The 26,490-nt window shown below is 70.4% G+C and carries 21 protein-coding genes; 13 read left to right on the plus strand and 8 right to left on the minus strand.

Features of this window, described 5'->3' with window-relative positions; translation table 11 throughout:
* Nucleotides 1–149 precede the first annotated feature (149 nt).
* The 3 genes from ACZ6MZ_RS12735 (at nucleotide 150) to ACZ6MZ_RS12745 (ending at nucleotide 4,131) form a co-directional block, all read left to right on the plus strand.
* The gene (locus tag ACZ6MZ_RS12735) at nucleotides 150–1,502 is read left to right on the plus strand and encodes an LCP family protein (RefSeq protein WP_469351792.1); all 1,353 of its coding nucleotides are present in this window, start codon (nucleotides 150–152) and stop codon (nucleotides 1,500–1,502) included.
* Between the two features lie 245 nt (nucleotides 1,503–1,747).
* Entirely contained in the window at nucleotides 1,748–3,082 is a 1,335-nt protein-coding gene (locus tag ACZ6MZ_RS12740) for a hemolysin family protein (protein ID WP_389786691.1), read from the plus strand.
* Nucleotides 3,079–4,131, plus strand: a complete 1,053-nt coding sequence (locus ACZ6MZ_RS12745; RefSeq protein WP_469351557.1) for a hemolysin family protein — start codon at nucleotides 3,079–3,081, stop codon at nucleotides 4,129–4,131. Before ACZ6MZ_RS12740 ends, ACZ6MZ_RS12745 begins: the two co-directional genes overlap by 4 nt.
* On the opposite strand, the gene ACZ6MZ_RS12750 is transcribed toward ACZ6MZ_RS12745, so the two are convergent.
* Complete coding sequence (locus tag ACZ6MZ_RS12750; protein WP_469351794.1) at nucleotides 4,104–4,859, minus strand: SAM-dependent methyltransferase; 756 nt, start codon at nucleotides 4,857–4,859, stop codon at nucleotides 4,104–4,106. The genes ACZ6MZ_RS12745 and ACZ6MZ_RS12750 overlap by 28 nt on opposite strands.
* A gap of 202 nt (nucleotides 4,860–5,061) precedes the next feature.
* Here ACZ6MZ_RS12750 and ACZ6MZ_RS12755 point away from each other — a divergent pair, with 202 nt between their 5' ends.
* The 3 genes from ACZ6MZ_RS12755 to ACZ6MZ_RS12765 are packed head-to-tail and all read left to right on the plus strand — an operon-like array spanning nucleotide 5,062 to nucleotide 7,638.
* Complete coding sequence (locus tag ACZ6MZ_RS12755) at nucleotides 5,062–5,688, plus strand: RNA polymerase sigma factor (RefSeq protein ID WP_469351560.1); 627 nt, start codon at nucleotides 5,062–5,064, stop codon at nucleotides 5,686–5,688.
* 3 nt (nucleotides 5,689–5,691) lie between these two features.
* Nucleotides 5,692–6,390 carry a hypothetical protein gene (locus tag ACZ6MZ_RS12760; RefSeq protein ID WP_469351561.1) on the plus strand — a complete coding sequence of 233 codons (699 nt, stop codon included), beginning with the start codon at nucleotides 5,692–5,694 and terminating at the stop codon, nucleotides 6,388–6,390.
* A gap of 54 nt (nucleotides 6,391–6,444) precedes the next feature.
* Complete coding sequence (locus ACZ6MZ_RS12765) at nucleotides 6,445–7,638, plus strand: MFS transporter (protein ID WP_389786682.1); 1,194 nt, start codon at nucleotides 6,445–6,447, stop codon at nucleotides 7,636–7,638.
* Here the strand turns inward: ACZ6MZ_RS12765 and ACZ6MZ_RS12770 are convergent.
* From ACZ6MZ_RS12770 to ACZ6MZ_RS12780, 3 genes are all read right to left on the minus strand, one after another.
* Entirely contained in the window at nucleotides 7,635–8,654 is a 1,020-nt protein-coding gene (locus ACZ6MZ_RS12770; protein ID WP_469351563.1) for a glutathione S-transferase family protein, read from the minus strand. The two genes, ACZ6MZ_RS12765 and ACZ6MZ_RS12770, sit on opposite strands and share 4 nt — an antisense overlap.
* Nucleotides 8,651–10,225 carry an MFS transporter gene (locus ACZ6MZ_RS12775; RefSeq protein ID WP_389786679.1) on the minus strand — a complete coding sequence of 525 codons (1,575 nt, stop codon included), beginning with the start codon at nucleotides 10,223–10,225 and terminating at the stop codon, nucleotides 8,651–8,653. The genes ACZ6MZ_RS12770 and ACZ6MZ_RS12775 overlap by 4 nt, the downstream gene beginning before the upstream one ends.
* A 148-nt stretch (nucleotides 10,226–10,373) precedes the next feature.
* Nucleotides 10,374–11,999, minus strand: coding sequence for a M4 family metallopeptidase (locus ACZ6MZ_RS12780; RefSeq protein ID WP_469351565.1), 1,626 nt, complete (start codon nucleotides 11,997–11,999; stop codon nucleotides 10,374–10,376).
* 504 nt (nucleotides 12,000–12,503) lie between these two features.
* On the opposite strand from ACZ6MZ_RS12780, the gene ACZ6MZ_RS12785 reads away from it, so the two are divergent.
* Nucleotides 12,504–15,224: a glycosyl hydrolase family 95 catalytic domain-containing protein gene (locus ACZ6MZ_RS12785; protein WP_469351567.1), complete on the plus strand. Its 2,721-nt coding sequence runs from the start codon at nucleotides 12,504–12,506 to the stop codon at nucleotides 15,222–15,224.
* Between the two features lie 65 nt (nucleotides 15,225–15,289).
* Here the strand turns inward: ACZ6MZ_RS12785 and ACZ6MZ_RS12790 are convergent, their stop codons facing one another.
* From ACZ6MZ_RS12790 to ACZ6MZ_RS12800, 3 genes are all read right to left on the minus strand, one after another.
* Nucleotides 15,290–15,490: a CDGSH iron-sulfur domain-containing protein gene (locus ACZ6MZ_RS12790; protein WP_469351569.1), complete on the minus strand. Its 201-nt coding sequence runs from the start codon at nucleotides 15,488–15,490 to the stop codon at nucleotides 15,290–15,292.
* Entirely contained in the window at nucleotides 15,471–16,124 is a 654-nt protein-coding gene (locus tag ACZ6MZ_RS12795; protein ID WP_469351571.1) for a HemK2/MTQ2 family protein methyltransferase, read from the minus strand. The genes ACZ6MZ_RS12790 and ACZ6MZ_RS12795 overlap by 20 nt, the downstream gene beginning before the upstream one ends.
* Before the next feature lie 69 nt (nucleotides 16,125–16,193).
* A complete protein-coding gene (locus ACZ6MZ_RS12800; RefSeq protein ID WP_469351574.1) occupies nucleotides 16,194–17,183 on the minus strand; it encodes an iron-containing redox enzyme family protein in 990 nt (329 codons plus the stop codon).
* A 169-nt stretch (nucleotides 17,184–17,352) separates the two neighbouring features.
* Between ACZ6MZ_RS12800 and lanKC the strand changes: the two genes are divergently transcribed.
* From lanKC to ACZ6MZ_RS12820, 4 genes are all read left to right on the plus strand, one after another.
* The gene (gene lanKC, locus ACZ6MZ_RS12805; protein ID WP_469351576.1) at nucleotides 17,353–19,953 is read left to right on the plus strand and encodes a class III lanthionine synthetase LanKC; all 2,601 of its coding nucleotides are present in this window, start codon (nucleotides 17,353–17,355) and stop codon (nucleotides 19,951–19,953) included.
* 61 nt (nucleotides 19,954–20,014) lie between these two features.
* Nucleotides 20,015–20,143, plus strand: a complete 129-nt coding sequence (gene ramS / locus ACZ6MZ_RS12810; protein WP_384186777.1) for a mycelium formation morphogenetic lantipeptide SapB — start codon at nucleotides 20,015–20,017, stop codon at nucleotides 20,141–20,143.
* 181 nt (nucleotides 20,144–20,324) lie between these two features.
* Complete coding sequence (locus tag ACZ6MZ_RS12815; RefSeq protein WP_469351578.1) at nucleotides 20,325–22,250, plus strand: ATP-binding cassette domain-containing protein; 1,926 nt, start codon at nucleotides 20,325–20,327, stop codon at nucleotides 22,248–22,250.
* A gap of 41 nt (nucleotides 22,251–22,291) precedes the next feature.
* Nucleotides 22,292–24,022, plus strand: coding sequence for an ABC transporter ATP-binding protein (locus ACZ6MZ_RS12820; RefSeq protein ID WP_469351796.1), 1,731 nt, complete (start codon nucleotides 22,292–22,294; stop codon nucleotides 24,020–24,022).
* Between the two features lie 18 nt (nucleotides 24,023–24,040).
* Here the strand turns inward: ACZ6MZ_RS12820 and ACZ6MZ_RS12825 are convergent, their stop codons facing one another.
* Complete coding sequence (locus tag ACZ6MZ_RS12825; protein ID WP_469351579.1) at nucleotides 24,041–24,640, minus strand: LuxR C-terminal-related transcriptional regulator; 600 nt, start codon at nucleotides 24,638–24,640, stop codon at nucleotides 24,041–24,043.
* Between the two features lie 279 nt (nucleotides 24,641–24,919).
* On the opposite strand from ACZ6MZ_RS12825, the gene htpX reads away from it, so the two are divergent.
* Complete coding sequence (gene htpX / locus ACZ6MZ_RS12830) at nucleotides 24,920–25,825, plus strand: zinc metalloprotease HtpX (RefSeq protein ID WP_384186786.1); 906 nt, start codon at nucleotides 24,920–24,922, stop codon at nucleotides 25,823–25,825.
* A 72-nt stretch (nucleotides 25,826–25,897) separates the two neighbouring features.
* Nucleotides 25,898–26,482, plus strand: a complete 585-nt coding sequence (gene pspAB / locus ACZ6MZ_RS12835; RefSeq protein WP_469351580.1) for a PspA-associated protein PspAB — start codon at nucleotides 25,898–25,900, stop codon at nucleotides 26,480–26,482.
* Nucleotides 26,483–26,490 lie beyond the last annotated feature (8 nt).

A 26,490-nucleotide genomic window follows, 5' to 3' on the forward strand; every position in this document is an offset into this window, starting at 1 on the left:
GTTAGCTGGGAGCCAGTAGAGTCGAGCGCGTCGCGCGGCGACGCCCGGCGTGTCCGGTGGTTGGGCGGGCCGGGAACGGGGCACGGAGGATCAGCGTGGACACGGAATCCAGGGGGCGGCGCGGAAGCACCCCACGCAGAGGTCGTCCCATCGGCCGCGGAACCGGCCGGACAAGGCTGACCCGGCGCGGCCGGACAGTCGTGTGGTCCGGCGGCGTGCTGGCCGTCGCGCTCCTCGCCGTGGCGGGTGCGGCGGCCTGGGTCTACCAGGACCTCAACGGCAACATCCACTCCGCGGACGTCGACAACAAGATCGGCGGCGGACGGCCGGTCAACATGAGTCCGGGTTCCAAGAACATCCTCGTCGTGGGCTCCGACTCACGGAAAGGCGCCAACGCGAAGTACGGCAAGGATCTGACCACCATGCAGTCGGACACGCTGATGATCCTGCACGTGGCCGCCGACCGGAAATGGGCCACGGTGGTCTCGCTCCCCCGTGACTCCTGGGTGAGCATCCCGGTCTGCGACCGCGGAGACGGCAGCTCATCCGCCCCGCACCACTTCAAGATCAACGAAGCGTTCGCCCTCGGCGGTACGGGCGGCGAGGTCGCCGGCGCCGCCGCCTGCACCATCAAGACGGTGGAGCGGAACACCGGGCTGCGTATCGACCACTTCATGTCGGTCGACTTCCAGGGCTTCAAGGGCATGGTCGACGCGCTCGACGGTATCGAGGTCTGCCCCGGGGCGCCGATACACGACAAGAAGGCCCACCTCGACCTGGCCGCCGGCTGCCGGACGGTGCGGGGCGAGCAGGCCCTGGGCTATGTCCGTACGCGCTACAGCCTGGGAGACAGTTCCGATCTGGGGCGGATCGGCCGGCAGCAGGAGTTCATGGAGGCCCTGGCCGCCAAGGCCCAGCAGAAGCTGACCAGCCCGAACGCGCTGTACCGGTTCCTGGACTCGGCCACCGGATCACTGACCACCGACAGGGCGCTGGCGGGGATCAAGCCCCTCTCCGGCCTCGCCTCCGAGGTCAAGGGCATCCCCGGCGACCGTCTGACATTCCTGACCGTGCCGAATTACCCGCGCGAGGCCGATGTGCCGGCCGACAAGGCCAATGTCCTCTGGCAGTACCCGCAGGCCGCCGGCCTGTTCGCCGCCCTGGCGAAGGACCAGGAAGTGGACAAGAAGCAGCTGGAGGCCGCCTCCAGGAACCCGGTTCACGCGCACACGGTGCGCGTCCAGGTCCTGAACGGCACCGGCACCCCGGGGCAGGCGGCGAAGGTCGCGGACACGCTGCGCACGGTGGGATTCACCATCGCGGGCGTCGGCAACGCGCCCGTGGCCGCGGACCGGACCACCGTCGCGTATCCGCAGGGCCTGGCGGCGCAGGCCCGGGTACTCGCCTCCCGGCTGCCGGGCGTCGGGGCGCGGCAGGACGCGGAATCCGCGCCGGGCGTGGTGACGCTGACCGTGGGGGCGGATTTCCATGCCCTCAGATGACACCGCATACTGCCTGACACTATCCGAAATCATCTGATGTGATCGGCCGACATCCGACGACGCGGGCGGTGGCCGACACCAGCCACCGCATTGCACTGCTTTGCGATTCCTTTACTATTGGCGGACGGGGTGCCCCCCGTCCCGACCACCTATCCGAGAAGGAGCTGCGGTCCCGCAATGGGTGAGCCTCCCAGTACGAGCCGTGCCATTCCCGACCCCTCGATCCATGGGGCGGAGGTGACACGGTGACCGAAGTACTTCTGCTGCTCCTCGCCCTCGCACTCACCCTCGCTTGTGCGGTGTTCGTCGCGGCCGAGTTCTCCTTGACCACCATCGAGCGCGGCGAGCTCGAACGGGCCGCCGCCGCGGGCGAGCGCGGCGCCGCCGGCGCGCTGGAGGCGGCCAAGCGGCTGACCTTCCAGCTCTCCGGCGCCCAGCTGGGCATCACCGTGACCTCGCTGGTGATCGGCATGCTCGCCGAGCCCTCCCTGGCCGTGCTGCTGCGCGGGCCGCTGGAAGCCGTCGGCCTGCCGCACGGGGCGGTGCCCACCGTCGCCACCCTGCTCGGTGTCTCCCTGTCCACCGTGGTGCTGATGGTGATCGGCGAGCTGGTCCCGAAGAACTGGGCGATCTCCAGCCCGCTCGCGGTCGCCAAGGTCGTCGCGGGTCCGCAGCGCGGCTTCACCGCCGCGTTCGCCCCGCTGATCCGCCATCTCAACAACACCGCCAACCGTCTCGTACGGCGGTTCGGCCTGGAGCCCGCCGAAGAGCTGGCCTCCGCCCGCAGCCCCGAGGAGCTGGTCGCCCTGGTGCGGCACTCGGCCCGGGAGGGCGCCATCGAGGCGGACTCCGCCGAGCTGTTCGTACGGACCCTGCATCTCGCCGAGCTGACCGCGGAGAACGTCATGACCCCCCGCGTGGACGTCCGGGCCCTGGAGGCGCACGCCACCGCCACGGACGCCGCCAACCTGACCCTGGCCACCGGCCTGTCGCGCTTCCCCGTCTACCGCGACAGCCTGGACGAGGTGATCGGCACGGTCCATATCCGTGATGTCCTCGCCCTGGACGAGACCAGGCGCGACCACACCCTCGTCACCGAACTGGCCACCGGCCCGCTGCTCGTCCCCGACTCCCTCCCGGTGGACCGGCTGCTGCGGCGGCTGCGCGAGGCGCGGACGATGGCCGTGGTCATCGACGAGTACGGGGGCACCGCCGGCGTCGCCACCGTGGAGGACATCGTCGAGGAGGTCGTCGGAGAGGTACGCGACGAACACGACCCGGACGAGACCCCCGGCCTGGCCCCCGGCAAGCCGTCCGCGGACGGCCGCCGCGTCTGGGAGGCGGACGGCAGCGTCCGGCTCGACCAGCTCGAAGAGATCGGTCTCAGCGCGCCGGAAGGCCCCTACGAGACCCTCGCCGGGCTGCTCGCGACGCGGCTTGAACGGCTGCCGGTGCTGACCGACACGCTGGAGATAGAGGGCTGGCAGTTCGCCGTCCTGCGCATCGAGCACCACCGAGCCGACCGGGTCAGGATCACCGGGCCCGCCCCGGCCGCACAGTTCGTGGAGGACGTCCGATGACCGCCCTGCAGCTCGCCATCGGCGCGCTCACTCTCCTCACCAACGCGTTCTTCGTCGGCGCCGAGTTCGCTCTCATCTCCGTACGGCGCAGCCAGATCGAGCCGCAGGCGATCAAGGGCAGCCGACGGGCGAAGAGCACCCTGTGGGGCCTGCAGCACCTGTCCGCCGCTATGGCCACCGCCCAGCTCGGCATCACCATCTCCTCGCTGGTGCTGGGCGCCGTCGCCGAGCCGGCGATAGCCCACCTCCTGGAGCCGCCGTTCGAAGCGGCCGGGGTGCCCGAGGCCCTGATCCATCCGATCGCGTTCGTCATCGCGCTGACCCTGGCGACGTATCTGCACATGCTGGTCGGTGAGATGGTGCCGAAGAACATCGCGCTGGCCGCGCCGGCGCCGACCGCGCTGCTGCTCGGTCCGCCGCTGGTGGCCCTCACCCGCGCGCTGCGTCCGGTGATCTTCGGGATCAACGCGTTCGCCAACGCCCTGCTGCGCCTGCTCAAGGTGGAGCCCAAGGGCGAGGTGGCCTCGGTCTTCACGGATGACGAACTGGCCCGTCTGGTCAAGGACTCCAGCGAGGCGGGACTGCTCGACCCGGCGGACGGCGAGCGGCTGCGTGACGCCCTGGAGCTGGGCACCCGCCCGGCGGGCGAGGTGATGGTCGCGCTCAACCGGACGGTGACCGTCGACCATCTGATCACCCCGCAGCAGCTGGAGCGTACGGCCTCCTCCTCCGGATTCTCCCGGCTGCCGGTCACCGGCCCCGACGACACCATCCTGGGCTATCTGCACATCAAGGACGCGCTCGGCGCCGCCGAGCGCACCCAGCCCTTCCCCCGCGGCGCGCTGCACACGATGGTCCGGGTCGAGATCGACACCCCGCTCGACGACACCATGACCGCCATGCGGGCCGCCGGTACCCACCTCGCGGCCGTCACCGGCGACAAGGGCACCGTCATCGGTTTCGTCACCATGGAAGACGTCCTGGCGGAACTGGTCGGCCCCGCCGCCGGCTCACCGGCCGGTCAGGGTTTGCGCGCGATGCCGACGTAGCAGGCCGCTTCCTTGTCGGTGACGTTCTCGCTGCCGTCACCGGGGTCGGGGCGCCACTGGTGCGAGGCGGTGATCCCGGGGTCGAACAGCTGCCAGCCGGTGAAGAAGCGGGCGATCTCCTCGCGGGTACGTGCCTGTCCGGGCGTACCCGCGGCGCGGTACGCGGCCGTGAGCCGGGCGATGCCCTCGGGGTCGAACTCCGTCGTGACATGAGCGATGGCGAGGGTACTGCCCGACGGCAGCGCGTCCTTGAGGTGTTCGACGATGTCATGGGCGCCGTGGTCGTCGGTCACGAAGTGCAGCAGCGCGTTGAGGCTGAGGGCGATCGGCCGCGTGAAGTCGAGCGTGCCGCGTATCTCCTCGATGTCCAACAGCGCTTTGGGATCGGTGACATCGGCGTGGACGTACGCGGTGCGGCCCGCGGGGTCACTGTGGAGCAGCGCGCGGGCGTGGGCCAGCACGATCGGGTCGTTGTCGGTGTAGACGACGCGCGCGTGCGGCACTTCCCCCTGGGCGACCTCATGGAGGTTCGGGGAGGTGGGGATGCCGGTCCCGATGTCGAGGAACTGGTCCATGCCCTCGCGGGCGAGGAAGCGGACGGAGCGGTGCATGAAGCGCCGGTTGACGCGCGCGGTGGCCAGAATGGAGGGGAAGGCGGCCATGGCCCGCCCCGCGGCCTCGCGGTCGGCGGGGAAGTTGGTGGTCCCGCCCAGGTAGTAGTCGTACATACGCGCCGAGTGCGCCCGGTCCAGTTCCAGATCCACCGTGCCGTTGTCCCCCACCGTGCGGTCCCCGTCCTCGTTGCCGGATATCGGTCCGTGTCTGCCCGCCACCGCCTGCGGACAACCGTACGAGACACCCCCGCAACTCCGGTAACGAGCGGTGTAATCATATGATGACTATGAGCAAAGCGCCCCGGGGGGTGCCCCGGTGCGCGACCGAGGGGAGCGGCATCTGATGGTCCGTGCCACCAACGGCGCCCGGGGCGTCGACGACCGGGGCGTGCGGCGCTCCGCCGACCGGCCCCTGCGGCGGCTCGCGTTGACCTTCGACGCCTTCGACTCGCACCACCACACACTGTGGCTGCGGTACGCCCACACGCAGGTCGGCAGCCGCGCCGCCGCCGAGACGGTGGTGGACGCCACCTGCGCCCGGCTGCTGGACCACTGGCCCCATGTCCTGGTCCAGGAATCGGTACCCCGCTACGCCTGGGCGGTCCTGAAGGAGGAGGTGGCGCGCTGGCTGAACGAGCACGACGCGCAGCCGGTCCTGGTGGACACCGCCGCCTTCCACGCCGCGATACGCAAGCTCCTCTTATCCGAGATAAGTGATCAATTCGCCGTTCTGCAGGGCGAGATCGGCCTGTACGGGGCCATCGCCCGGCTGCCCGAGCGGCAGTACGACGCCGTCGTCCTGCGCTACGTCCTACAGGTCCCTGACCAGGACGTCGCCGAATACCTGGGCATAGAGGTCGCCACCGTCCGCTCCCATGTACGGCACGCCAGAAGGCGGCTGGCCAGGCAACTCGGCGTACGGGAAACCGGGACGGAAGAGTAGACCGTGGCCCGCACCGACGAACCCGCCCCCATCGACGCGCTGCTGGACGACGCGGAAGTCCTCGCCGACACCTATGACGACTACGACAGCGAGGCCGCGCGCCGGCGTGTCACCGCCCGGCGGACCAGGGACGGCGCGGCCTGCCCCGGGGGCGCGGCGGCCGTGCCCCGACACCATCCCTCCGCCCACGAACAGGCCGCCCACGACCTGAACCTCGCGGTGGCCCTGATCCTGAACGCCCCCGAGGCGGCGGCCGGCCTCACCCGTCTGGTCGACCACGACCGGATCGACCCCGAGGGCGCCGTCGTCTTCGCCGCCCTCCTGCATCTGACCGGCCACCAGGACGCGGCGCAGTTCTGGTGGCAGTTCGCCGCCGGCGGCGGCAACCGGACGGCGGCCTTCTGCCTCTTCCTCGCCCACCAGCGGAGAGCCGAGTTCCAGGACGCCGCCCACTGGCGCGCCCAGTCCCGCCGGCTGCCTCGGTCAGGACGCCCCAGGACACCGGCGACGCTGTCCTCCCTGCTGCCCGAGACGGTGAGGCACGATCTCCTCAGCCAGTGCCGCCACGGCCGCCACCCCACCCTGCCGGCCCCCCTGGAAGCGGTCATCAACCGCCTCCGTATCGACAGCGCGGACGAGGACTTCGGCGAAGTCCCCCAACCGGCGGTCACTCTGCCCGACGACCTCACCCCGGACAGCTGACACCGTTCGTTTCGGACCCGGGGCCGGTGCCGGACCGCTCGTACTGTGGCGCGCATGATCGTTGACAAGGGCGGGCGCCGGCGCCTCGGCTATCCGGTGGCCGCGGCGGTGTTCGCCATCGGCATGGCGGGCACGACCCTGCCCACCCCGCTGTACGGGCTCTACCGCGAGCAGCTGGGCTTCTCCGAACTGACGGTGACAGTGGTGTTCGCCGTCTACGCCGTGGGTGTGATCGCCGCGCTACTCCTGGCGGGCGACCTCTCCGACGAGGTGGGCCGCCGGCCGGTGCTGCTCTGTGCCCTGGGGCTGTCCGCGGCCAGTGCCCTGTGCTTCCTGTTCGAGGGCGGACTCCCGCTGCTGTTCGCCGGCCGGCTGCTGTCGGGCTTCGCCGCCGGACTGCTCAGCGGCGCCGCCACGGCCACCGTGATGGAGCTGGCCGCACCGGGGCACGAGGCGCGCGCCGGGCTCGCCGCGACAGCGGCGAACATGGGCGGCCTCGGCTGCGGCCCCCTGCTGGCCGGACTGCTCGCCCAGTACGCGCCATGGCCGCTGCGCCTGCCGTTTCTCGTGCATCTCGCTCTGCTGGCGGTGGCGTCCGTACTGACCTGGTTCCTGCCGGAGACCGTCAGGAATCCGAAGCGCCGGCCGCGGCTGCGGCCCCAGGGGCTGGTGGTGCCGCCGGAGGTCCGTGGTGTGTTCGCGCCGGCGGCGCTCGCCGCGTTCGCCGGCTTCGCGCTCCTGGGTCTGTTCACCGCGGTGGCGCCGACCTTCGTCGCCCAGACCCTCCAGGTGAGCAACCTGGCCGTCTCGGGTGCGATCGTCTTCTCGGTCTTCCTCGCTTCCACCGTCGGGCAGTCGCTGATGGGGCGGCTGGGGGTACGCAGGGCGCTGCCGGCCGGCTGTCTGGTACTGACGGTCGGTCTGGTGCTGGTGGGCGCCTCGCTGGCGGTGGAGTCGCTGCCGCTGCTCGTCGCGGGCGCGCTCCTCGGCGGGCTCGGCCAGGGCCTGGCCTTCCGCGCCGCGATCACCGCGGTCGGCGGCGCGGCTCCGCCCGAGCACCGGGGCGGCACGATCTCGGCCCTCTTCGTCGTCGCCTATACGGGGATCTCGTTGCCGGTCGTCGGCGTCGGCGCGCTGACCCTCTGGCTGGGCCTGCGGGGCGCCGGGCTGACGTTCACGGTCTGCGTGGTGGTGCTCACGGCGTGCGTAGGACTGTACGTACTGCGCCGGCCCCCGGACAGGACCTAGGGACGTCCCGCCGGCGGGACTTCCTCTCCCGGCGGCACCGGGCCCGGCGGTGTGCCGTCCCCGAACGGCCGTCCGCCCAGCTCCTCGCGGTGGTGCGGGGACAGCCAGGAGGACAGGTCGGGGCCGAGGGGGACGATGCCGGTCGGGTTGATACCGGTGTGCACCCGGTAGTAGTGCCGCTTGATGTGGTCGAAGTCCACCGTGTCACCGAAGCCGGGCGTCTGGTACAGATCCCTGATGTAGCCCCACAACACTCGGTCCTCGGTCAGCTTTGACCGATTGCACTTGAAATGGCCGTGGTAAACGGCGTCGAAGCGCACCAGTGTGGTGAACAGCCGGATGTCCGCCTCCGTGATGGTGTCCCCCACCAGATAGCGGCGGTCCGCCAGCCGCTCGGACACCAGGTCCAGCCGCCGGAACACATCGTGGTAGGCGTCTTCGTAGTCGCTCTGCCGTGTCGCGAAGCCGGCCCGGTACACCCCGTTGTTGACGTCGCGGTAGATGCCGTCCATGACCTCGTCGATCTCCGCGCGCAGCCGCTCGGGATAGAGATCGGGCGCCCCAGGGCGGTGCAGCGCCGTCCACTCGGTCTCGAGATCCAGCGTGATCTGCTGGAAGTCGTTGGTGACCAGCTTTCCGCTGGCTACGTCGACGACGGCGGGCACGCTGACACCCCCGGGGTAGTCCTTCTCCCGCGCGTCGTACGCCTCGCCGAGGAAGCGGATGCCGAGTACGGGGTCGCGGTCGTCCGGGTCCAGCGTGAAGCGCCAGCTGCGGTCGTCCTGGATCGGGTCGGTGACGGCGAGCGAGAGCGCGTCCTCCAGGCCCAGCAGCCTGCGCACGACGAGCGCGCGGCTCGCCCACGGGCAGGCGCGGCTGACCACCAGCCGGTAGCGGCCCGCCTCGACCGGCCAGCCGTCCCTGCCGTCGGCCGTGACGCGGTCCGCGAAGTGGCTCCTGGACCGCTTGAAGGGCTTGTGCCCGTATCCCTTGTTGCCCTCGGTGGTCCCGGTCATGGCGGGTCTCCTTCCTGCGGATGCTCGGCGTGCTGACGCTCGGCGTGCTGTCCGGGCGTCGCCCGTGCCGCGCGCTTCTTCTCCCAGTGCCCCTCGGCCACATCGGCAAGCGCGACGAGCAGCGAGGCCATCACGAACGCCACGGCCACCACCAGTCCATGGTCGTACGCCGTGGTCCAGCCGTCGGGCGTCACCTGGGCGAAGAAGACCGACCCCGCGGCGGCGATACCGATCGCGGACCCCACCCGCTGCCCGGTCTGGAGCGTGCCGCCCGCGCTGCCGGCGGAGGGCACCGGTACCCGCGCGAGGGTCAGTGTCTGGTTCGGGGAGATGACCAGGCCGCTGCCCAGGCCCGCCACGAGCAGCGGCGCCGCCATGGCCCATCCCACGCCGCGTCCCGGTACCAGGTGCACGGCGAAGGTGGTGGCGGCCAGCCCGACCGTCACCATGGCGAGTCCGACGGCGACCAGCGGCCGGCCGAAGCGGCTGACCAGCCGGCCGCCGATCCCGGCGGCGACGGCGGAGCCCAGCGCGAAGGGCGTGATGGCCAGACCAGCTTCCAGCGCGGTGTAGTGCACCCCGCTCTGCAGATAGAGCGTGCTGATGAAGAAGACCGACGTGAACCCGGCGAAGTACAGCAGGATCATCAGACAGCCCAGCCAGAAGGAGCGGATGCGGAAGAGGGACATGTTCAGGACCGGCTGCGTACGGCCCTTCCGGCACCGGGACTCCCACTTCACGAAGCCGGCCAGCAGCGCCACGGCGACCACCAGCAGCAGATATCTCTCATCGCTGTGCCACTGCTGCGCCTGGACGAAGGGCAGCAGCAGGGCCAGCACTCCGGTGCCGAGCAGCAGGACACCGAAGGGGTCGAGGTCGCGGATCCGGACGTGGCCGGCCGCCGGGGTGTCCGGCAGCAGCCGCCGGGCCAGCAGCAGGCAGACGATGCCCAGCGGCAGATTGACGTAGAACACCCAGCGCCACCCTTCCCGCGCGCCGGCCACCTGGATCAGCAGACCGCCCAGCAGAGGGCCGACGGCGGTCGAGATCCCGACGACCGTGCCGAACATGCCGAACGCCCGGCCCCGCTCACGGCCGGAGAACATCTGCTGGATCAGGGCGGAGATCTGTGGCGAGACCATGCCGCCCGCGAGTCCCTGCACCAGCCGGGCGATCACCAGCCACTGGCTGGACAGGGCGGCTCCGCAGGCCGCGGAGGACAGAGTGAAGAGGGCCAGCCCCACCATGAACACCGCGCGCCGGCCCCGGGCGTCGCCCAGCCGCCCCGCGGGGATCAGGAAGAGGCCGAACGCGAGCGCGTAACCGGACACCACCCACTGAAGATCGGATTCCGGTGCCTTGAGGCCCGCCCGGATGGACGGCAGCGCGACATTGACGATGGAGACGTCCAGAAGCGTCATGAACCCCGCGACCAGACAGACCGCCAGTGCCTTCCAGCGCCGCGGGTCAGGCTCCGCGCCCCCGGTGCCGTCGGCCGCGCCGGTACCGCCGGAAGGGCCGCCCCGGCCGGGTTCCGGCTCGTTCGCGGGCTGCGGAGCCACAGGAGCCATGAATCGGACCCTAGTTCGTGCGCCCCGATCCCTCATCCGGAGGGCGCCGACCGGTCTATCGCGCCGGACGCGCCGAGGGCACGGGCCGCGCGCGAGGAACGCGGCGGACCCGTGCCCGGGGCTGTCCGTTACACCGGACCCCTGGGGGTCACTTCACGTTGATGGCGGTCCAGGCGGCGCCGACCGCCTTGTACTCGGCGCTGGTGGTGCCGTACAGGGAGCCCGCCGCGCTCAGCGTCGCGGTGCGCGCCTTCGCGTAGTTGGTGGAGGACGTCATGTACGTGGTGAGCGCCTTGTACCAGATCTTCGTGGCCTTGTCCCGGCCGATGCCGGTGACCGCGGCGCCGGTGTAGGTCGGGCTGTTGTAGCTCACGCCGTTGATGGTCTTCGCGCCGCTGCCCTCGGACAGCAGGTAGAAGAAGTGGTTGGCGGGGCCGGAGGAGTAGTGGACGTCGAGGTTGCCCAGGGTGGACGACCAGTAGTCCTTCGAGCCGCCGTCCTTGCTCGGCTTGTCCTGGTAGCGCAGCGGCGACCCGTCGCCGTTGATGTCGATCTCCTCGCCGATGAGGTAGTCGCCCGGGTCGCTGGCGGTGGCGGAGTAGAACTCGACCGCGGTGGCGAAGATGTCGGAGGTCGCCTCGTTGAGCCCACCGGACTCACCGCTGTAGGTCAGGTTGGCGGTGGCGGAGGTGACGCCGTGGGTCATCTCGTGCGCGGCCACGTCCAGCGAGGTGAGCGGGTTGGCGTTGCCCGAGCCGTCGCCGTACGTCATGCAGAAGCAGCTGTCGTCCCAGAACGCGTTCACGTAGCTGTTGCCGTAGTGGACGCGCGAGTAGGACGCGACACCGTTGTTCTTGATGCCGTTGCGGCCCAGCACGTTCTTGTAGAAGTCCCAGGTCTCCGCGGCGCCGTAGTGCGCGTCGACACCCGCGCTCTGGCGGCCGCCGCCCCAGACGTCGTCGGCGTCGGTGAAGAGCGTGCCGGTGCCCGAGGTGCGCTGGTTCAGGTCGTACGTCTTGTGGCTGCCGCGGCCGCCGTCGGTGAGGTTGTACGTGCTGCCGCTCTTCGTGGTGCCGAGCGTCACCGTGCCGTTGTAGTCGCCGGTGCCGGTGCCGGTCTCGATGGCCTCGTCCGTGAACAGCTGCTTGCCGGTGGCGGCGTCGGTGACGACGTGCAGCTCGCTCGGCGTGCCGTCGGGCTGCACGCCCTTGACGACGGTCTCCCAGGCCAGCACGGGCTTGCCGTCGGCCGCCCAGATCACCTTGCGGGGCGCGGTGCCGGCCGCCGCCTCGGTGGTCTTCTCCGCCGAAGCGGCCTTCAGCGCGGTCGACTTGGCGGCCGACGACGCGACGGCGGCGTCCGTGGTGGCCACCGATATCCGGGCCGTGGTGGCCTTGGTGAGGCTGCGCTTGCCTGCCGGGGTCGCGTGGACGACGAGGTCGCCGCCGAGGACCGGCAGTCCCGCGTAGGTCCGCTCGTAGCGGGTGTGTACGGTGCCGTCCGCGTCCTTGATGACGTCCCGGACGACGAGCTTCTCCTGCGCACCGAGCCCGAGGGCCTTGGCCTCGCTCGTGGTGTCCGCCTGGGCGGACTGGATGGCCTCGACGCGCTGGCCGGGGGTGAGGGCCAGGGCCGTGGCGCCACCCTCCCGGGCGGTGTCGGGCTGAGCGCTGGCCGTGCCGGTCTGGACACCGACGACCACCATGGCGGCGGAGGCGACCAGGGCCGCGAGACGGACGGAGTTCTTGCGGGGGGCGGAAGCTACGAGTCTCACTCAGTCTCCAAGAGTGCCGGACCGCCGGTGAGAGCGGTCCTGTGTGGGGAAGCGGCCGCCTTGGGGGGGCTGCCGTGCGATGGTGCTGAGCTGTGCGAGTGCCACAAACAGACTCACCGCGACATCTACGCGCGGTGAGCCGTCCAGAGAGTGACATTGATCGGTCAAGTTCGAACAGATCAGAAACCAGAATTTGACCTTGTGTTGCCCGTCGAGCGCGGCATTCAGCCACCAAACGGTCACAGTCGGACAGAGGTTGGGCGCGGACGCACTCAGCGGTGGCCCCCTCGGGGGCAGTTGGGGTGCCGTCGGCAGAAGATCCGATCAATACAGGAAACCGGAGCGAGAATTCTTCTGCGCCGCTACTTGACGGCCCGAAACCTCCGATGTTCACTGCCTGTTACGAACATGTCACCTCGCTGCTTCACTGACCGCCGGTCCAGCCCGGTGGTCCGCGCTGTCGCGTCCTCGCACCCCCCTCGCCGCTCGTGGGAGTGACACACGATGAAAGCAACCCGGCTCCTCGTCTTCGTCCTTGCCGCCGTCTGCTCGATGGGCGCCCTCGCCGGTTCACCGGCGTCCGCGTCACCGGCCGACGCCGCCTTCAACCCCGCGAGCGGTGCGTTGAATGTGGACTACGCCAACTACCTGTCCAAACACGACATCGTCTACAACCGCCCCAACACCAACCCGCAGCACGGCCTGACGGTCGGCAACGGCCGTATGGGCGCGATGGCATGGCAGGCCAACGGCCTGTCCATGCAGGTCTCCGGGGTCGACACCTCACAGCAGACCGCGTTCGGCGCCGGGTCGCTCAACCTGGCCACCACACCGGCGATGGACAGTGGATACTCCACGTTCCAGCAGCGCCTCTCGCTGTACGACGGGACGCTCACCACCAAGTACGACAACAACCGAACCGTCACGGTGATGGGTTCACCGAACTCCGAGGTCATGGGGGTCCATGTCGAGGACACCCGCGGCGGGGTGTCCAGCATCGCGCTGGAGCTGAGCCTGTGGGACGTCAGCTCGCTGGGGAACAGCGGGGACGTGCCCAACCTCGATACCTGGAAGACCGTGTCCACCTACGCGGACGCCGGCGGCGCCGGTCTCAGCCGGGGCCAGGCCGACCCGCAGAACTTCGGCTACACCCTCGCGGCGACCGTGGAGGGAGCCCCGTACACCGCGCAGGTCGTCGACGGCCGCAAGGTACGGCTCACGATCACGCCGTCCACCAGCTACACGATCTGGTTCACCGCCAGCAGCCGGCTCAACGCGCCGAGCCACAACTCCGTGACCCAGGCCAAGAACGCGCTGAACTCGGTGAAGGGCACGGGATACACGAACACCCTGAACAGCTTCCGCAACTGGTGGCACGGGTTCTGGGAGAAGTCGTTCGTGCAGTACTCCAACGGGTCCGGTGAGGCGGACTACATGGAGAACATCTACTACCTCAGCACCTACATGATCGCCGCGGGCGGTTACGGAAACTATCCGTTCCACTTCATCAACGGCGCGTTCCGGGCCACCGGGGACGCGACGAAGTGGAGCAATTCCTACTGGTACTGGAACCAGCGGGACGTCTACAACTCCTTCCTGGCGTCCAATCACGTCGATCTGCTGTCCGGGTTCAACCGGCTGTACAGCCGGAACTTCGACGCGCTGAAGGCGTACACCCGGACGAGATACAACGTGGACGGCATCTGGGTACCGGAGACCATGGGCTGGGACGGAAACGCCCGCGGCACGGTCAACAGCGAGTACACCCAGGACATCTGGTCGACCGGCGCCGAAGCCGCGTACAACATGTATCTGCAGTACCGCTACACCAACGACACCAACTACCTGCGCACCACGGCGTATCCGTTCATGCGCGAGGTCGCCAAGTTCTACCAGGCGAAGCTGTCGCTCAACAGCGGCACGGGCAAGTACTACGTGGCCACGTCCAACTCGCACGAGACGTACTGGGACGTGCCCAACGCCATCACCGATCTGGCCGCCGTGCGGAACCTGTTCCCGCTGGCCATCCAGGTGGGACAGCAACTGGGTCTGGACGCCGATCTCCGTCCGCAGTGGCAGCGGATCGTGGACAACCTGATCGCGTACCCCTCGGACGCGAACACGTATCTCCCGCACACGCCCCCGATAGCGCAGACCCGCAACAACGAGAACGTCGCGGCCGAGCTCATCTGGCCGTACGACGTCACCGGCATCGGATACCCCGATCAGCAGAAGGCCATCAACACCTGGAACAGCCGGCCGTTCCCCTACGGCAACGTATGGGCGAACGACGCGGTCCAGGCGGCCCGGCTCGGTCTCGGAGACCAGACGTTCCAGGGCATGAAGACCATGCTGCGCAAGTACCAGACCTATCCGAACGGCCTGACGGACAACACCAACGGCGTCTTCGAATATCTCGGCGTGCATCTGTCGGCGATGAACGAGTCGCTGCTCCAGTCGTACAACGACAAGATCCGCGTCTTCCCCGCCGTGCCCGCGGATTCCAGCTTCGTGGGCAAATTCAGCCTGCTCGCCAAGGGCGGCTTCACGGTCAGCTCGGAGCGTGAGGCGGGTGAGATCAAGTATGTCGGGCTGAAGAGCCAGTACGGCAACAGCACCCGGATCGTGAACCCGTGGGGCGGCCAGCAGCTCCGGGTCCGCCGGGTCTCGGACAACGCGACCGTCCTGACCACCAGCGACGCCGAGTTCACCCTCAACACCACCGCCAACACGGTGTACGTGGTCGAGCGCACCGCCAAGCCGCTGACCTCGTACAGCTCGACACGGCTCACCGGGACCGCCAACCAGGACGCGAAGTCCTTGCGCGACACCAATTCCACCCTCGGCCTCAGCCGGTCGCCGAACCCGATGGTCAACGACACCGCGGCGACGTACGACAGCAACTGGTACAGCACGAGCGCCCGGGGATACGGCGACTACAACGACGACACCCATCACAGCAACACGGTGGGCGCGACGGCGCAGTACACCTTCACCGGGACCGGAATCCAGTACCTCTCCGAACGCAACGGGGACATGGGAACGGTCGACGTCTACCTGGACAACGCCTTCCAGGCCACCGTCGACTTGAGGATCTCCGGTGCACGCCAGGTCCAACAGGTCGTCTGGGAGAAGTCAGGGCTCACCCGCGGCACCCACACCATAAAGATCGTCAACCGGTCCACCTCGGTCGGCATCATCGACGCCTTCCGCATCACTCCCTAGATCCCGCCCCCTGACTGTGGGCCCCGGCGGATGTCCGCCGGGGCCCACTCTCGTGCCGGGGACCGCTATTCGTTGGTGCGGCGGCGGTGGCTGGTGTCGCACCAGGGGTAGCTGCGGCTGCGCCGGCAGGTGCACAGCGCGACACAGAACCGGTCGGAGGTGACGGTGGTGCCGTCCTCCAGCACGACTTCGACCGGGCCTTCCACCAGCGTCGGGCCGTCGCGCTGGACGGTGATGCGCCGTGGCTCACGGGATGCGTCGGGCACGGACGACCACCAGCTCTTCCTTGTTCTGGTCCGCCGCCAGCAGACCCTGGGAGTGCAGCCAGGTCCGCCGGGCGCGCATGACCGGGCCGAAAGCGACCGAGCGGCGCTCGGTGACCATGGCGTCCAGACCGGCCGCCCGCAGCCGGCGCAGGGTGGGTTCCTCCCCGCACAGCGCGGAGTGCACGATCAGCAGTACGCCGCCGGGGCGGAGCAGCGCGGGCGCCTCCTGGCAGATGCGGTCGAGGAGGAGCCGGCCGTTGTGTCCGGCGTCCCAGGCCCGGGCCGCTCGGTGGCCGGGACGCGCGCCGGCGGGGGCGGGCACATAGGGCGGGTTGGAGAGGATCACGTCGTAGTCGTGCCCCGCCACGGGAGCCAGGAGGTTTCCGCGCAGTACGCGTATCGGGAGGCGGGCCAGCCGCGCGTTGAGCCGGGCGCTCAGCACCGATCGCCGGGAGATGTCCACGGCCGTCACCCGGGCGCCCAGCTGTGCGGCGACCAGGGCGAGCGCTCCGGTGCCGGTGCCGACATCAAGAACCTGGGCCCGCGGCGCCAGAGTCTCGTTGCGCAGGGCTTCGGCCAGCAGGGCCGTGTCGTCTTGCGGGGCGTAGACACCCGGCAGTGCTATACAAGTCACCTTCGCCACCTACCCGAATTTACCGGGATGATCGTTATTTTTCCTGGCAGAAGTGGCGACCAGGACCAATCAGGTGATCACGCGCAGTGATGTCTCCCCGGCCCGCCAGGCCAGGAGGAGGCGCTCGGAAAGCCGGTCCTCCAGGTGTCCCGTGGCGTCGACACCGAAGGCGATGTCGCCCGCGAGTTGCGGTTCCTCCTCCAGCAGGCCGCCGATGACCTCGTGACGCACGACCTGCTCGTGGACGGCGTCGGCTTCGACGTGCTCGCTGTAGAAGAACTCGGCGGCGGGCCCCGCCCCGGTCCGTTTCATGGCCAGCGCGAGACGCCTGGAGCCGGGCGAGGAGGTGACCTCGACGGCGGCGAAGTTCCCCACCAGCGCTCCGCGCAGGCTCCGGTGCAGCCCCAGCAGGGACATGAGATTCACCGTGGCCAGCATTTCCGCGCACCCGGCGTCGAGGTAGTGCCCGTAGGTGGTGTCCAGGTCCAGATCGGCCATCAGGTCGGCGAACAGTCGCGCGTGCACCCGCTCCGCCCGGCCGCCGCCCCACTCGTCGAACTCCACCGCCGCCATGCCGGCCTTCGCCCGGCCCCACAGCCGCGGCAGCACCCAGGCATGCGGATCCGCCTCCTTCAGGTGGTACAGCGACCTGTGGGCCGCGTACTCGCGCACCTGCCAGAGCTGTCCCTCGTCCTGGAGGAAATGGGATACGCCCGCTCCGTGCACCGGCTCCACGAGAAGCTCCGCGAGGGCCTCACCGGGATCGTCATGGCGGGCGGCGTCCCGGCGCAGTGCGTCGAGGAACCGCCGCTCCAGCGCGGCCCGTACCCGCAGCAGATCCGGATCCCACTCGCGCGAGGAGTCGACGCCCGCGAAACCGCGGTAGTGCAACTCGTAGCAGACGTACAGGGCGAGCTGGAGATCGTCTCCGTACGGGTCGGCCCGCCGCACGGCGCTCTCGTCGGGCAGCGCCGTACCGCATCGCAGAGAGCCGGTCACCGCGGCCGAGAGAACTCCCCGCGCCTGCGGCAGTGACGGTCCTCGCTGGTCAATAGCCATACCTCTTCTGTACCCGGAGACCGGCCGCGGCACCGGACCGACCGCGGCGCGCTGGGTATTCCGCTCTTGTTACTCGTGCGTAGTCCACGTCGAGCAGGTGACATCGGCGACTGTCTGGCGTTTCCGGCGCCTGGCACCGTTGGCGCTGTCGCCGACCGAGGGAGTGCGCGTGAACAAGGGGTACGCCGTCTTCTGCGATGTCGACCGGCATTTCTACGACGCGCCGCACCGGCTGTCGTCCGACGGCGGCACGGGCCGTGAAGCCCTGTACGAGGCTGCCACCCGCCCGGCACCGGCCGGGTGGCAGCGGCATCGCGCCGGGGACTGGCTGGCCTGGCGCCCACGCGACAGCACACTGCCGGCCCAGGGCTGGAAGATCCACGTGTCGGCGTGCCTGGACAACGCCGAGTCGATCCTGAGCCGGGTCATCGAGTACTGCGTTCCGCGTGGTGTCGCGTTCAAGTTCGTGCCGAGCAGATATCTGCTGCACACCCGCAACGCGAAATACGCGGACCGCAGCGCCAGCGGGAAGTTCATCACCGTCTACCCGACCGACGACGAGGAGTGCCGCAGCGTCGCCGAGGGACTCGACGCGCTGCTGACGGGCGAAGCGGGGCCGTACATCCTGAGTGATCTGCGCTGGGGCCAAGGACCGCTCCACCTTCGCTACGGCAGCTTCACCCAGCGCGACTGCTACGACGCCGACGGCGAACTGCGCCCCGCGGTCGCGAACGCCGAAGGAAAGCTCGTACCGGATTTCCGGGGCCCGGTCTTCCGGATACCCGACTGGGTCGAACCCCCTGACTTTCTGCGGGCTCACCTCGACGCGCGGGACGCCACGACCGTCGTCGACATCCCGTACACGATCGAGCAGGCGCTCCACTTCTCCAACGGCGGCGGCGTGTACGTCGGCCGGGACAGCAGGACCGGCGAGAAGGTCGTGCTGAAGGAGGCCCGGCCGCACGCGGGGCTGGCCGCCGACGGCGCCGACGCCGTGACCCGCCTGAAGCGTGAACAGGAAGCTCTGGAGCGGCTGTCGGGCCTCCCCTGCACGCCCGAGGTCCTGGACAGCTTCGTCCTGGGCGATCACCACTTCCTGGTGCTCGAATACATCGAGGGCAAGCCCCTGAACACCTTCTTCGCCCGTCGGCACCCGCTGATCGACGCCGACCCCGACGCGGGGCGGCTCGCCAAGTACACCGCCTGGGCCCTGCGGATCCACCAGCTGGTCGAAAAGGCCGTCGAGGCGGTGCACAGCCGCAAGGTGGTCTTCAACGATCTGCACCTGTTCAACATCATGGTCTCCGAGGACGAGTCGTCGGTCGTCCTGCTCGACTTCGAGGCGGCCGCGCACGTCGATGACAACGGGCGCCAGACCGTGGCCAGTCCCGCCTTCGTCGCCCCGTCCGACCGGCGCGGCTTCGATGTGGACCGCTATGCGCTCGCCTGTCTGCGCCTGGCACTCTTCATACCGCTGACCAGCCTTTTCGCCATCGATCGCGGCAAGGCCACGCATCTGGCCGAGGTGGTGGCCCGGCAGTTCCCGGTCGAGCGCGCTTTTCTCGACGAGGCCGTGGCCGAGATCCTCCGCGACCCCGCGGTCGACAGCGGGACGACCGGCCGGCCGCGGACGCCGGCCAGCGGTCCCGCCACGGAGCCCTTCCTTCCGGCGGAGCCCGCCGACTGGCCGCGCAGCCGGGAATCCATGGTGAACGCCATCCTCACCTCGGCGTCACCGGAACGCGAGGACCGCTTCTTCCCCGGTGACATCGCCCAGTTCGCCACGGCGGGCGGCGGCCTGTCCTTCGGCTACGGGACGGCCGGCGTGCTGTACGCGCTGGCCGAGAGCGGAGCCGGCCGGTGCGTCCCGGCGGAGGAGTGGCTGCTGCTGAGGACCAAGCAGCCCGCCTCGGGCACTCCGCTCGGCTTCTACGACGGCCTGGCCGGCCTGGCCTGGACCCTGAACCGGCTCGGTCATCCTGAAGGCGCCCTCGAATTAGCCGAATTGACGATGGCCCAGCCATGGGACGACCTCCCGCCCGACCTGCACAGCGGCGCTGCCGGAATCGGTCTCGCGCTCAGCGCCCTCGCGGACGCGTCCGGCGAGTCGGCGCTGCACGAAGCGGCGCTCCGCTGCGCGAGCCTGGCGGCCCGTTCGGTGCCGGCCGAGGGCGGGATGTCCCGCGCGGGGCTGCTGCACGGCGCTTCGGGCGTCGCCCTGCTCTTCATCCGGCTGTACGAGCGCACCCACGACACGGCCCTGCTCGATCTCGCGGCCCGGGCGCTGCGGCACGATCTGGCCCGGTGCACGCACGGCGTCGGCGGAACCCTCCAGGTCAACGAGGGATGGCGCACCATGCCGTACCTGGGAGCGGGCAGTGTGGGCATCGGCATGGTGCTCGACGACTACCTCGCCCACCGCGCTGACGACGCGTTCGAGCAGGCGCGCGGTGAGATCGTCCAGGCGGCGCAGGCCACCTTCTACGCGCAGCCGGGGCTCTTCCGCGGCGCCGCGGGCATGGTGCTGTACCTCAGCCGTACGACGGCCGGAGGACCCGGCACCGAAGTCGCCGACGTACGGCGGCAGATGGACGCCCTCGCCTGGCACGCCATGGCGTACCGAGGTCAACTGGCCTTCCCCGGAGAGCAGATGATGCGGCTCTCCATGGATCTCGCGACCGGCACCGCCGGTTGTCTCCTGGCACTCGCCGCGGCCTCGCACGACCGCCCGGCGCAGCTGCCGTTCCTCCCGCCGCTCCGGCGGCCCTAGAGCCGGCTCCCTCCGGGAGCCGTGAACAAGCACATCGTCCCCATGAATGAGAGGAAACATCATGACCCTTCTCGACCTGCAGTCGATGGAGACCCCGAAGGAAGAGGCCACCGGCGACGTGGCCACGGGAAGCCGCGCGAGCCTGCTGCTCTGTGGTGACAGCAGCCTGAGCATCACCACCTGTAACTGAGGCCCCACCCGGCTGACGTGGTGTCCCGCTGGTCGCACCGGTAGGCAGCGGCCGCGGTGAACGAGGTCCCGGGCGGTCCGCCGCCCGGGACCTTCGCGCCGCCGGGAGACCGTGGCCCGAAGTCCTGACCGCCGGCTCGCGCGCACGGCCCGGCTCCTGAACCGGAGGAGGCCCCGCCCCGATGGTGTTCCCGCGTCAGCGTCGCGGAGCACGCGACTCGCCCGCTTCCGCGCGTACCGGCCCCGGCCCTCTTCTGGGCGCGGCCCGGCACAGCGCGGGCCGCACGACGGCGGTCTTCGTCTGCTCGGCCGCTTCGGCCGCCGCGGCCCTCGCCCTGCCGGCGCTCGTCGGACGCGCCCTGGACCTGCTGCTCGACCGGGACCGCGGCGCCGGATTCTGGGTCGTCCTGTGTGCCGTCGCGATCACCGCGGAGGTGCTCCTCGACGCGCTCGTGGCCCTGCTGAGCGGGACGACCAACGCCCGGTCGACCGCCTGGCTGCGGACCCGCGGCCTGGCCCGGTTCCTCGCGGCGCCACCGGAACACGGCGCCCGCTTCTCGCCCGGTGAGGTGGCGGCCCGCCTGTCCGCGAACGCGACGGAGGCCGGTACCGCGCCGGTGACGGCCGCGGCCCTCGCGGCGTCGCTTCTCGCGCCGGCCGGGGCGATCGTCGCGCTGCTCCTCATCGACCTGTGGACGGCCCTCGCCTTCCTTGTCGGGCTGCCCCTTCTGGTGCTGGTGCTGCGCTCCTTCGCCCGTGGTTCCTCCGACAGCGTCGCGCGGTACCAGCGGGTGCAGTCGGACATCGCGTCCCGGCTCATCGAGGCGCTGGGCGGGGCGCGCACGATCGCCGCCGCCGGCACCAGTGAGCACGAGCGCGCCCGTATCCTCGCTCCCCTGCCCGAACTGGGCGTACAGGGCCGGCGTATGTGGAGTGTGCACGGCAGCGCCGTCGCCCGCAGCGGCGTCCTGATGCCGTTGCTGACGACCGGGGTCCTGGCGGTCGGCGGGGCGCGGCTGGCGTCCGGCCGGATCAGTGTCGGCGAGCTGCTGGCCGCCTCGCGGTACGCGGCCCTGGCGGCCGGGGTGGGCGCGGTGGCCGGGCTGCTGGGCTCGCTGATCCGGAGCCGGTCCGCGGCGCGCAGGACCTCCGCGCTCCTGGACCTGCCCGCCATGACGTACGGCGACGCGTCCTTGCCGCCCGACGGGCGCGGCAGGCTCGAACTGCGCGGGGTCCAGGTCGTACGGGACGGTCAACGCCTGCTCTCCGACGTGGACCTGGAGATTCCCGGGGGCACGTCGGCCGCCGTGGTGGGGCGCTCGGGAGCCGGCAAGTCCATGCTGGCCGCGGTCGCCGGACGGCTCACCGATCCGGACGAGGGACGTGTCCTGCTCGACGGTGTGCGTCTGGAGGCCGTCGAGCGCGGACAGCTGCGTCGCGAGGTCGGGTACGCGTTCGAACGGCCCGTGCTGTTCGGTGACACGATCGGCGAGGCCCTCTCCTGCGGCGCCGAGCGGGCCTCCACACCACGGATACGGTCCGCGGCCCGGGCGGCGAGCGCCGACGCCTTCGTCCGGCTGCTGCCGCAGGGGTACGACACCCCGCCGGCCGAGGCGCCGCTGTCCGGGGGCGAACTCCAGCGGCTCGGTCTGGCGCGGGCCTTCGCCCATGCCGGACGTCTGCTGATCCTCGACGACGCGACCTCCAGCCTGGACACCGTCACCGAGCGTCAGGTGGAGCGCGCACTCGTCCAGGACGTCCGGGCGGGCACCCGGCTGGTCGTCGCCCACCGGCTCTCCTCCGCCGTCCGGGCCGATCTGGTGATCTGGCTGGAGGAGGGGCGGGTACGGGCGGTGGGACCGCACTCGGAGCTGTGGCGGAACCCGGCCTACCGCGCCGTCTTCGCGGCGCCCGACGCGGCCCCGGCGGACCCGGCGGACTCGGCGGACTCGGCGGACTCGGCGGACTCGGCGGACTCGGCGGACTCGGCGGACTCGGCGGACTCGGCGGCGCACGGTCCGGCCTCCTCAGGACCTGCCTCGGAGGGCTCCGTACGGTACGGAACGGGGCAGCCCGCGGCTGCTCCCCTTGAACGGCCCGGCCGGTGACGGCCACGGACCTGGCCGGCCGGCCGCCGGAGGGCCGCGGCATGCTGCGCCGGATCCTTCCGCAGGGCCGGGCCTTTCTGGTGCGCAGGAAGGGGGTCCTGGTCAGGCTCGCGGGCTGGTCCCTGCTGGAGTCCGCGCAGACCTTCCTCGGTGGATATTGCCTGGCGCGTGCGCTCGACCGCGGCTTCCTGGCGGGGCGTACCGGCACCGGCCTGTGGTGGCTGGCCGTGGCGGCGGCCGCGATCCTGGTCGGCGGCCCGCTGGTCCGTGGTGTCTTCGCCCAGCTGGCGGCGCTGGTGGAGCCGTTGCGTGATGCCTTGGTCCGCCGCGCGGTGACCCAGTCGCTGCGCCGCGCGGTGGCCGATCCGGCGCGTGCGGACGGCGGCGCGGTGTCACGGCTCACGCATCAGACCGAGATCGTCCGGGACAGCTTCGCCGGGCTGGTGCTCACCGCGCGCTCCTTCGTCTTCACCGCGGCGGGAGCGCTGGCCGGCCTGCTGACCCTCGCGCCGCAGTTCCTGCTCGTGGTCGTGCCGCCGCTGGCGCTGGGGCTGCTGCTGTTCCTTGCCACGCTGCTGCCGATGGCGACCGCCCAGCGCGCCTTCCTGGACATCGACGAGGACATCGCCCGCCGGGTCGGCACGATCGGCGCCGGACTGCGCGACATCGTGGCCTCCGGTACGCAAGAAGACGTGGCGGACCGTACGGGGAAGCTGATCGACGCCGGGGCCCGGGCGTCGGACACCCTGGCCCGCTGGGCGGCCGTCCGCACCCTGGCCCTGGGGGTGGCCGGTCAGCTGCCGGTGATCCTGCTGCTGGCCGCCACGCCGTGGCTGCTGCGGCAGGGCGTCACCGCGGGCGCCCTGATCGGAGCCCTGACCTATCTCGTCCAGGCCCTGCTGCCCGCCCTGCACACGCTGATGACCGCCCTGGGGGCCGCGGGTACCCGGCTGCTCGTGGTGCTGGACCGGTTCGAGGAGGAGACGACTGAGGACGGGACGGTCCGGGCGGCCCCCGTGGGCGCCGCCCGCGAAGCAGCCGCGCCCGGGCCGCTCCCCGCGCCGGCGGCGGAGGTCCGCTCCGTAACGCTGGCGTACGGCCCCGGTGCGCCGCCCGTGCTGGACGGTCTCGACCTGGTCATCGAGCAGGGCGAGCATGTCGCGGTGGTGGGACCGAGCGGTATCGGCAAGTCCACCCTCACGAGCGTCCTCTCGGGGCTGCTCGCTCCCGACCGGGGAACCGTTCTGCTCGCCGGGCGGCCCGTAGCCGGCCTGACCGCGCGCGACCTGGCGGGTCTGCGCGTCCTGATACCGCAGCAGGCGTACGTATTCACCGGCACGGTCCGCGCCAACCTTCTGCAGCTGCGCCCCGACGCGTCATCCGCCGAGCTCGCACGGGCGGTCTCCGCGGTGGGCGCCGACGAGCTGGTCGGCCGGCTCGGCGGCCCTGACGCCCTGGTCGATCCCGCCAGGCTCTCCCAGGGCGAGCGGCAGTTGCTGGCCCTGTGCCGCGCCTATCTGTCCCCCGCGCCCCTGGTGGTGCTGGACGAGGCCACCTGCCATCTGGATCCGGTCGCCGAGGCGCGGGCGGAACAGGCTCTCGCCGAGCGCGCGGGCTCACTGATCGTCGTCGCGCACCGGCTGTCGTCCGCGCGCCGCGCGGACCGCGTTCTCGTACTGGACGGGACCAGCCCCGCGTACGGGACGCACGACCAGCTGCTGGCCCGCTCGCCTCTTTACCGCGATCTGGTGGGCCACTGGCAGAGCGGTTGAGGAACCGTCCGGCGCCGGTCACAACCAGCCGGCGCCCCGGGATATCCGTATCGCGTCAACTCGGTTGCGTGCGCCGACCTTTCGTATCGCGGCGGCCAGGTAGTTGCGTATCGTCCCCTTGGACAGATGCAGGGATCGCGCGATTTCGTCGATCGGCGCCCCTTCCGCCGCCATGGCGAGCACGCCGAGTTCGCGTGGCGTCAAGGGCATATTCGCGGCCTGCAGAAAATCGAGAGCCAGCGATTCATCGATGAATCGCTCGCCTCTGGCGACTTTGTGTATCGCTTCAACTAAACGCCCCGGCTCACCGTCCTTGTTGACGTATCCGAGCGCCCCCGCTTCAAAGGCTCTACGGAGCGCTCCTGGCTTGCGCGCGGTGGTGAGAACCAGCAGCGCGGGATCATCGCCCGGGTCACCGGTGGCGTTGCCCGCGCCGTCGCCGTACACCGGATAATCCAGACAGTCGACATCGGCCACACAGACATGTGGACGGGTCCGCGACCGGGACGCCGTTCGTCCGGAGACCGAGGTCACGTCGAGTGTCGCCTCGGAACGCAGAAGCGCCACCAGAGCCGAGCGGAACAGACTCGCATGGTGCAGAACAAGGACCCTGATCATGGCACTTCCCCCCTTTATGCCGCCGTACGGCGGTCATACGTTGTGATCGTTCAGTGTCTCGTACGCACCCCCACCCCACTGCCCCTTCAAAGAAGGAAGGAACACGAATTTCCGGCAGCACGGGAGGCATTCTTCAGGGCGCGTGAGCCCTGGTGTGCGCCAGTGCGCCACCGTGCGCCCCCGGCAATACGGAGCCTTGTTCGAATCCCATCCGGCGCATATTCCGTTTCGCTGCCGAAGGAGGAAAATTAACAGCAGAGAGAGTGAGTGGAGGCGACGATGACACGAACCCGGTACACCCCGGACCGCGGTTTGACCACGCGCATGGTGACCACCATGTTCCTGATCGGTCTGCTGTACGTGGTCCTGGTCGGTGTACTTCTGGCAGTACTACGAGGCGCCTGGCCGCTCATCGTGATCGTCGCGGGCGGCCTCTTCATCGCGCAGTTCTGGTTCAGCGACCGCATCGCCGCCTTCAGCATGGGCGCGCGGGAGGTCACCCCCGAGCAGGCACCCGAGCTGCACGGCGCCGTCGACCGGATCTGCGCGCTGGCCGACATGCCCAAACCACGGGTGGCCATCGCCCAGAGCGACATCCCGAACGCCTTCGCCACCGGCAGGAGCCAGCGCAGCGCGCTGGTCTGTGCCACCACCGGCCTGCTGCGCAGACTGGAGCCCGAGGAGCTGGAAGGGGTCCTCGCCCACGAGATGTCGCATGTCGCGCACCGCGATGTCGCCGTCATGACCATCGCCTCGTTCCTCGGCGTGCTCGCGGGCCTGATCACCCGGATAGCCCTGTGGAGCGGCCTCGCGAGGAGCGCCAGGAACGCCGGCCCGGCGGGGATCGCGATCCTGCTGATTCCGCTGGTCAGCGCGGTGGTCTACGCGATCGGCTTTCTGCTGACCCGGCTGCTCTCCCGCTACCGCGAGCTCTCCGCCGACCGCACCGCGGCGCTGCTCACCGGCCGCCCTTCGGCGCTCGCCTCGGCACTGACGAAGGTGAGCGGTCAGATGGCCCGGATCCCGACCGAGGACCTGCGGAAGGCGGAGCCGTACAACGCCTTCTACTTCGTGCCGGCGTTCTCCTCGAAGGAGAGCCTGGGCCGACTGCTCTCCTCGCACCCGACGCTCGAACAGCGGCTGGACCAGCTCGCCCACATCTCCGCCCAGCTCGCCCGCCCGTGAGCGCCGTACGCCCCTGATACCGACGGCACCGATCGCCCCGTCAACCGCACCGAGCAGCGAGGAGCTGGTCCCGTGGGTCTTCTCGACACCATCCTCGGCCGGAGCAAGCCCGTCCGGCCCGATCTCGACCAGCTCTTCGCGCTGCCGTCCGCCGCCCTCACACTCCAGGCGGGCGCCGGGTTCACCCCCACCGGCCTCGGCTCGGTCTGCTTCGCCGGCGTCGAGGGCGGCGGGTTCGCGCGGATCCAGCAGGACGTACAGGAACTGCTCGACGCGGACACCGGCCGGGCCGGATCCCCGGTGGAGTTCAGCCAGGACTCGTTCGGCTACACCTGGCTGCTCGCCCGGCAGGCCCCCGATGACACGGCCGCCCTGGTGAACGATCTGCACGCGGTCAACACACTGCTCCAGGACGGCGGCTTCGGCCCGCAGCTTCTCTGCTCGCTCGTCAGCTTCCGGGACGCCGAACAGCGGCCTCTCGCTCTCGTCTACCTCTACAAGCGCGGCACCTTCTATCCCTTCGCTCCCCTGCCCGGCGGCGCCGAGAAGCGTGACAACGAGCGGGAACTCCAGGTCAGAGCGGTGCTCGGGGAGGACCTGCGCATCGAACCCGACCTCTCCCGCTGGTTCCCCGTCTGGGGCGCCCCAGGGCTGTGACAACCTCC

Source organism: Streptomyces sp. NPDC042201 (assembly GCF_055582185.1).

What these genes read in the sequence shown, in the direction of transcription:
- ACZ6MZ_RS12750 (WP_469351794.1), bottom strand. Translation starts at nt 4,859, where the DNA reads ATGTACGACTACTACCTGGGCGGGACCACCAACTTCCCCGCCGACCGC.
- ACZ6MZ_RS12825 (WP_469351579.1), bottom strand. Translation starts at nt 24,640, where the DNA reads ATGATCAGGGTCCTTGTTCTGCACCATGCGAGTCTGTTCCGCTCGGCT.
- ACZ6MZ_RS12785 (WP_469351567.1), top strand. Translation starts at nt 12,504, where the DNA reads ATGAAAGCAACCCGGCTCCTCGTCTTCGTCCTTGCCGCCGTCTGCTCG.
- htpX (WP_384186786.1), top strand. Translation starts at nt 24,920, where the DNA reads ATGACACGAACCCGGTACACCCCGGACCGCGGTTTGACCACGCGCATG.
- ACZ6MZ_RS12815 (WP_469351578.1), top strand. Translation starts at nt 20,325, where the DNA reads ATGGTGTTCCCGCGTCAGCGTCGCGGAGCACGCGACTCGCCCGCTTCC.
- ACZ6MZ_RS12775 (WP_389786679.1), bottom strand. Translation starts at nt 10,225, where the DNA reads ATGGCTCCTGTGGCTCCGCAGCCCGCGAACGAGCCGGAACCCGGCCGG.
- ACZ6MZ_RS12800 (WP_469351574.1), bottom strand. Translation starts at nt 17,183, where the DNA reads ATGGCTATTGACCAGCGAGGACCGTCACTGCCGCAGGCGCGGGGAGTT.
- ACZ6MZ_RS12820 (WP_469351796.1), top strand. Translation starts at nt 22,292, where the DNA reads ATGCTGCGCCGGATCCTTCCGCAGGGCCGGGCCTTTCTGGTGCGCAGG.
- ACZ6MZ_RS12770 (WP_469351563.1), bottom strand. Translation starts at nt 8,654, where the DNA reads ATGACCGGGACCACCGAGGGCAACAAGGGATACGGGCACAAGCCCTTC.
- ACZ6MZ_RS12745 (WP_469351557.1), top strand. Translation starts at nt 3,079, where the DNA reads ATGACCGCCCTGCAGCTCGCCATCGGCGCGCTCACTCTCCTCACCAAC.
- ACZ6MZ_RS12765 (WP_389786682.1), top strand. Translation starts at nt 6,445, where the DNA reads ATGATCGTTGACAAGGGCGGGCGCCGGCGCCTCGGCTATCCGGTGGCC.
- ramS (WP_384186777.1), top strand. Translation starts at nt 20,015, where the DNA reads ATGACCCTTCTCGACCTGCAGTCGATGGAGACCCCGAAGGAAGAGGCC.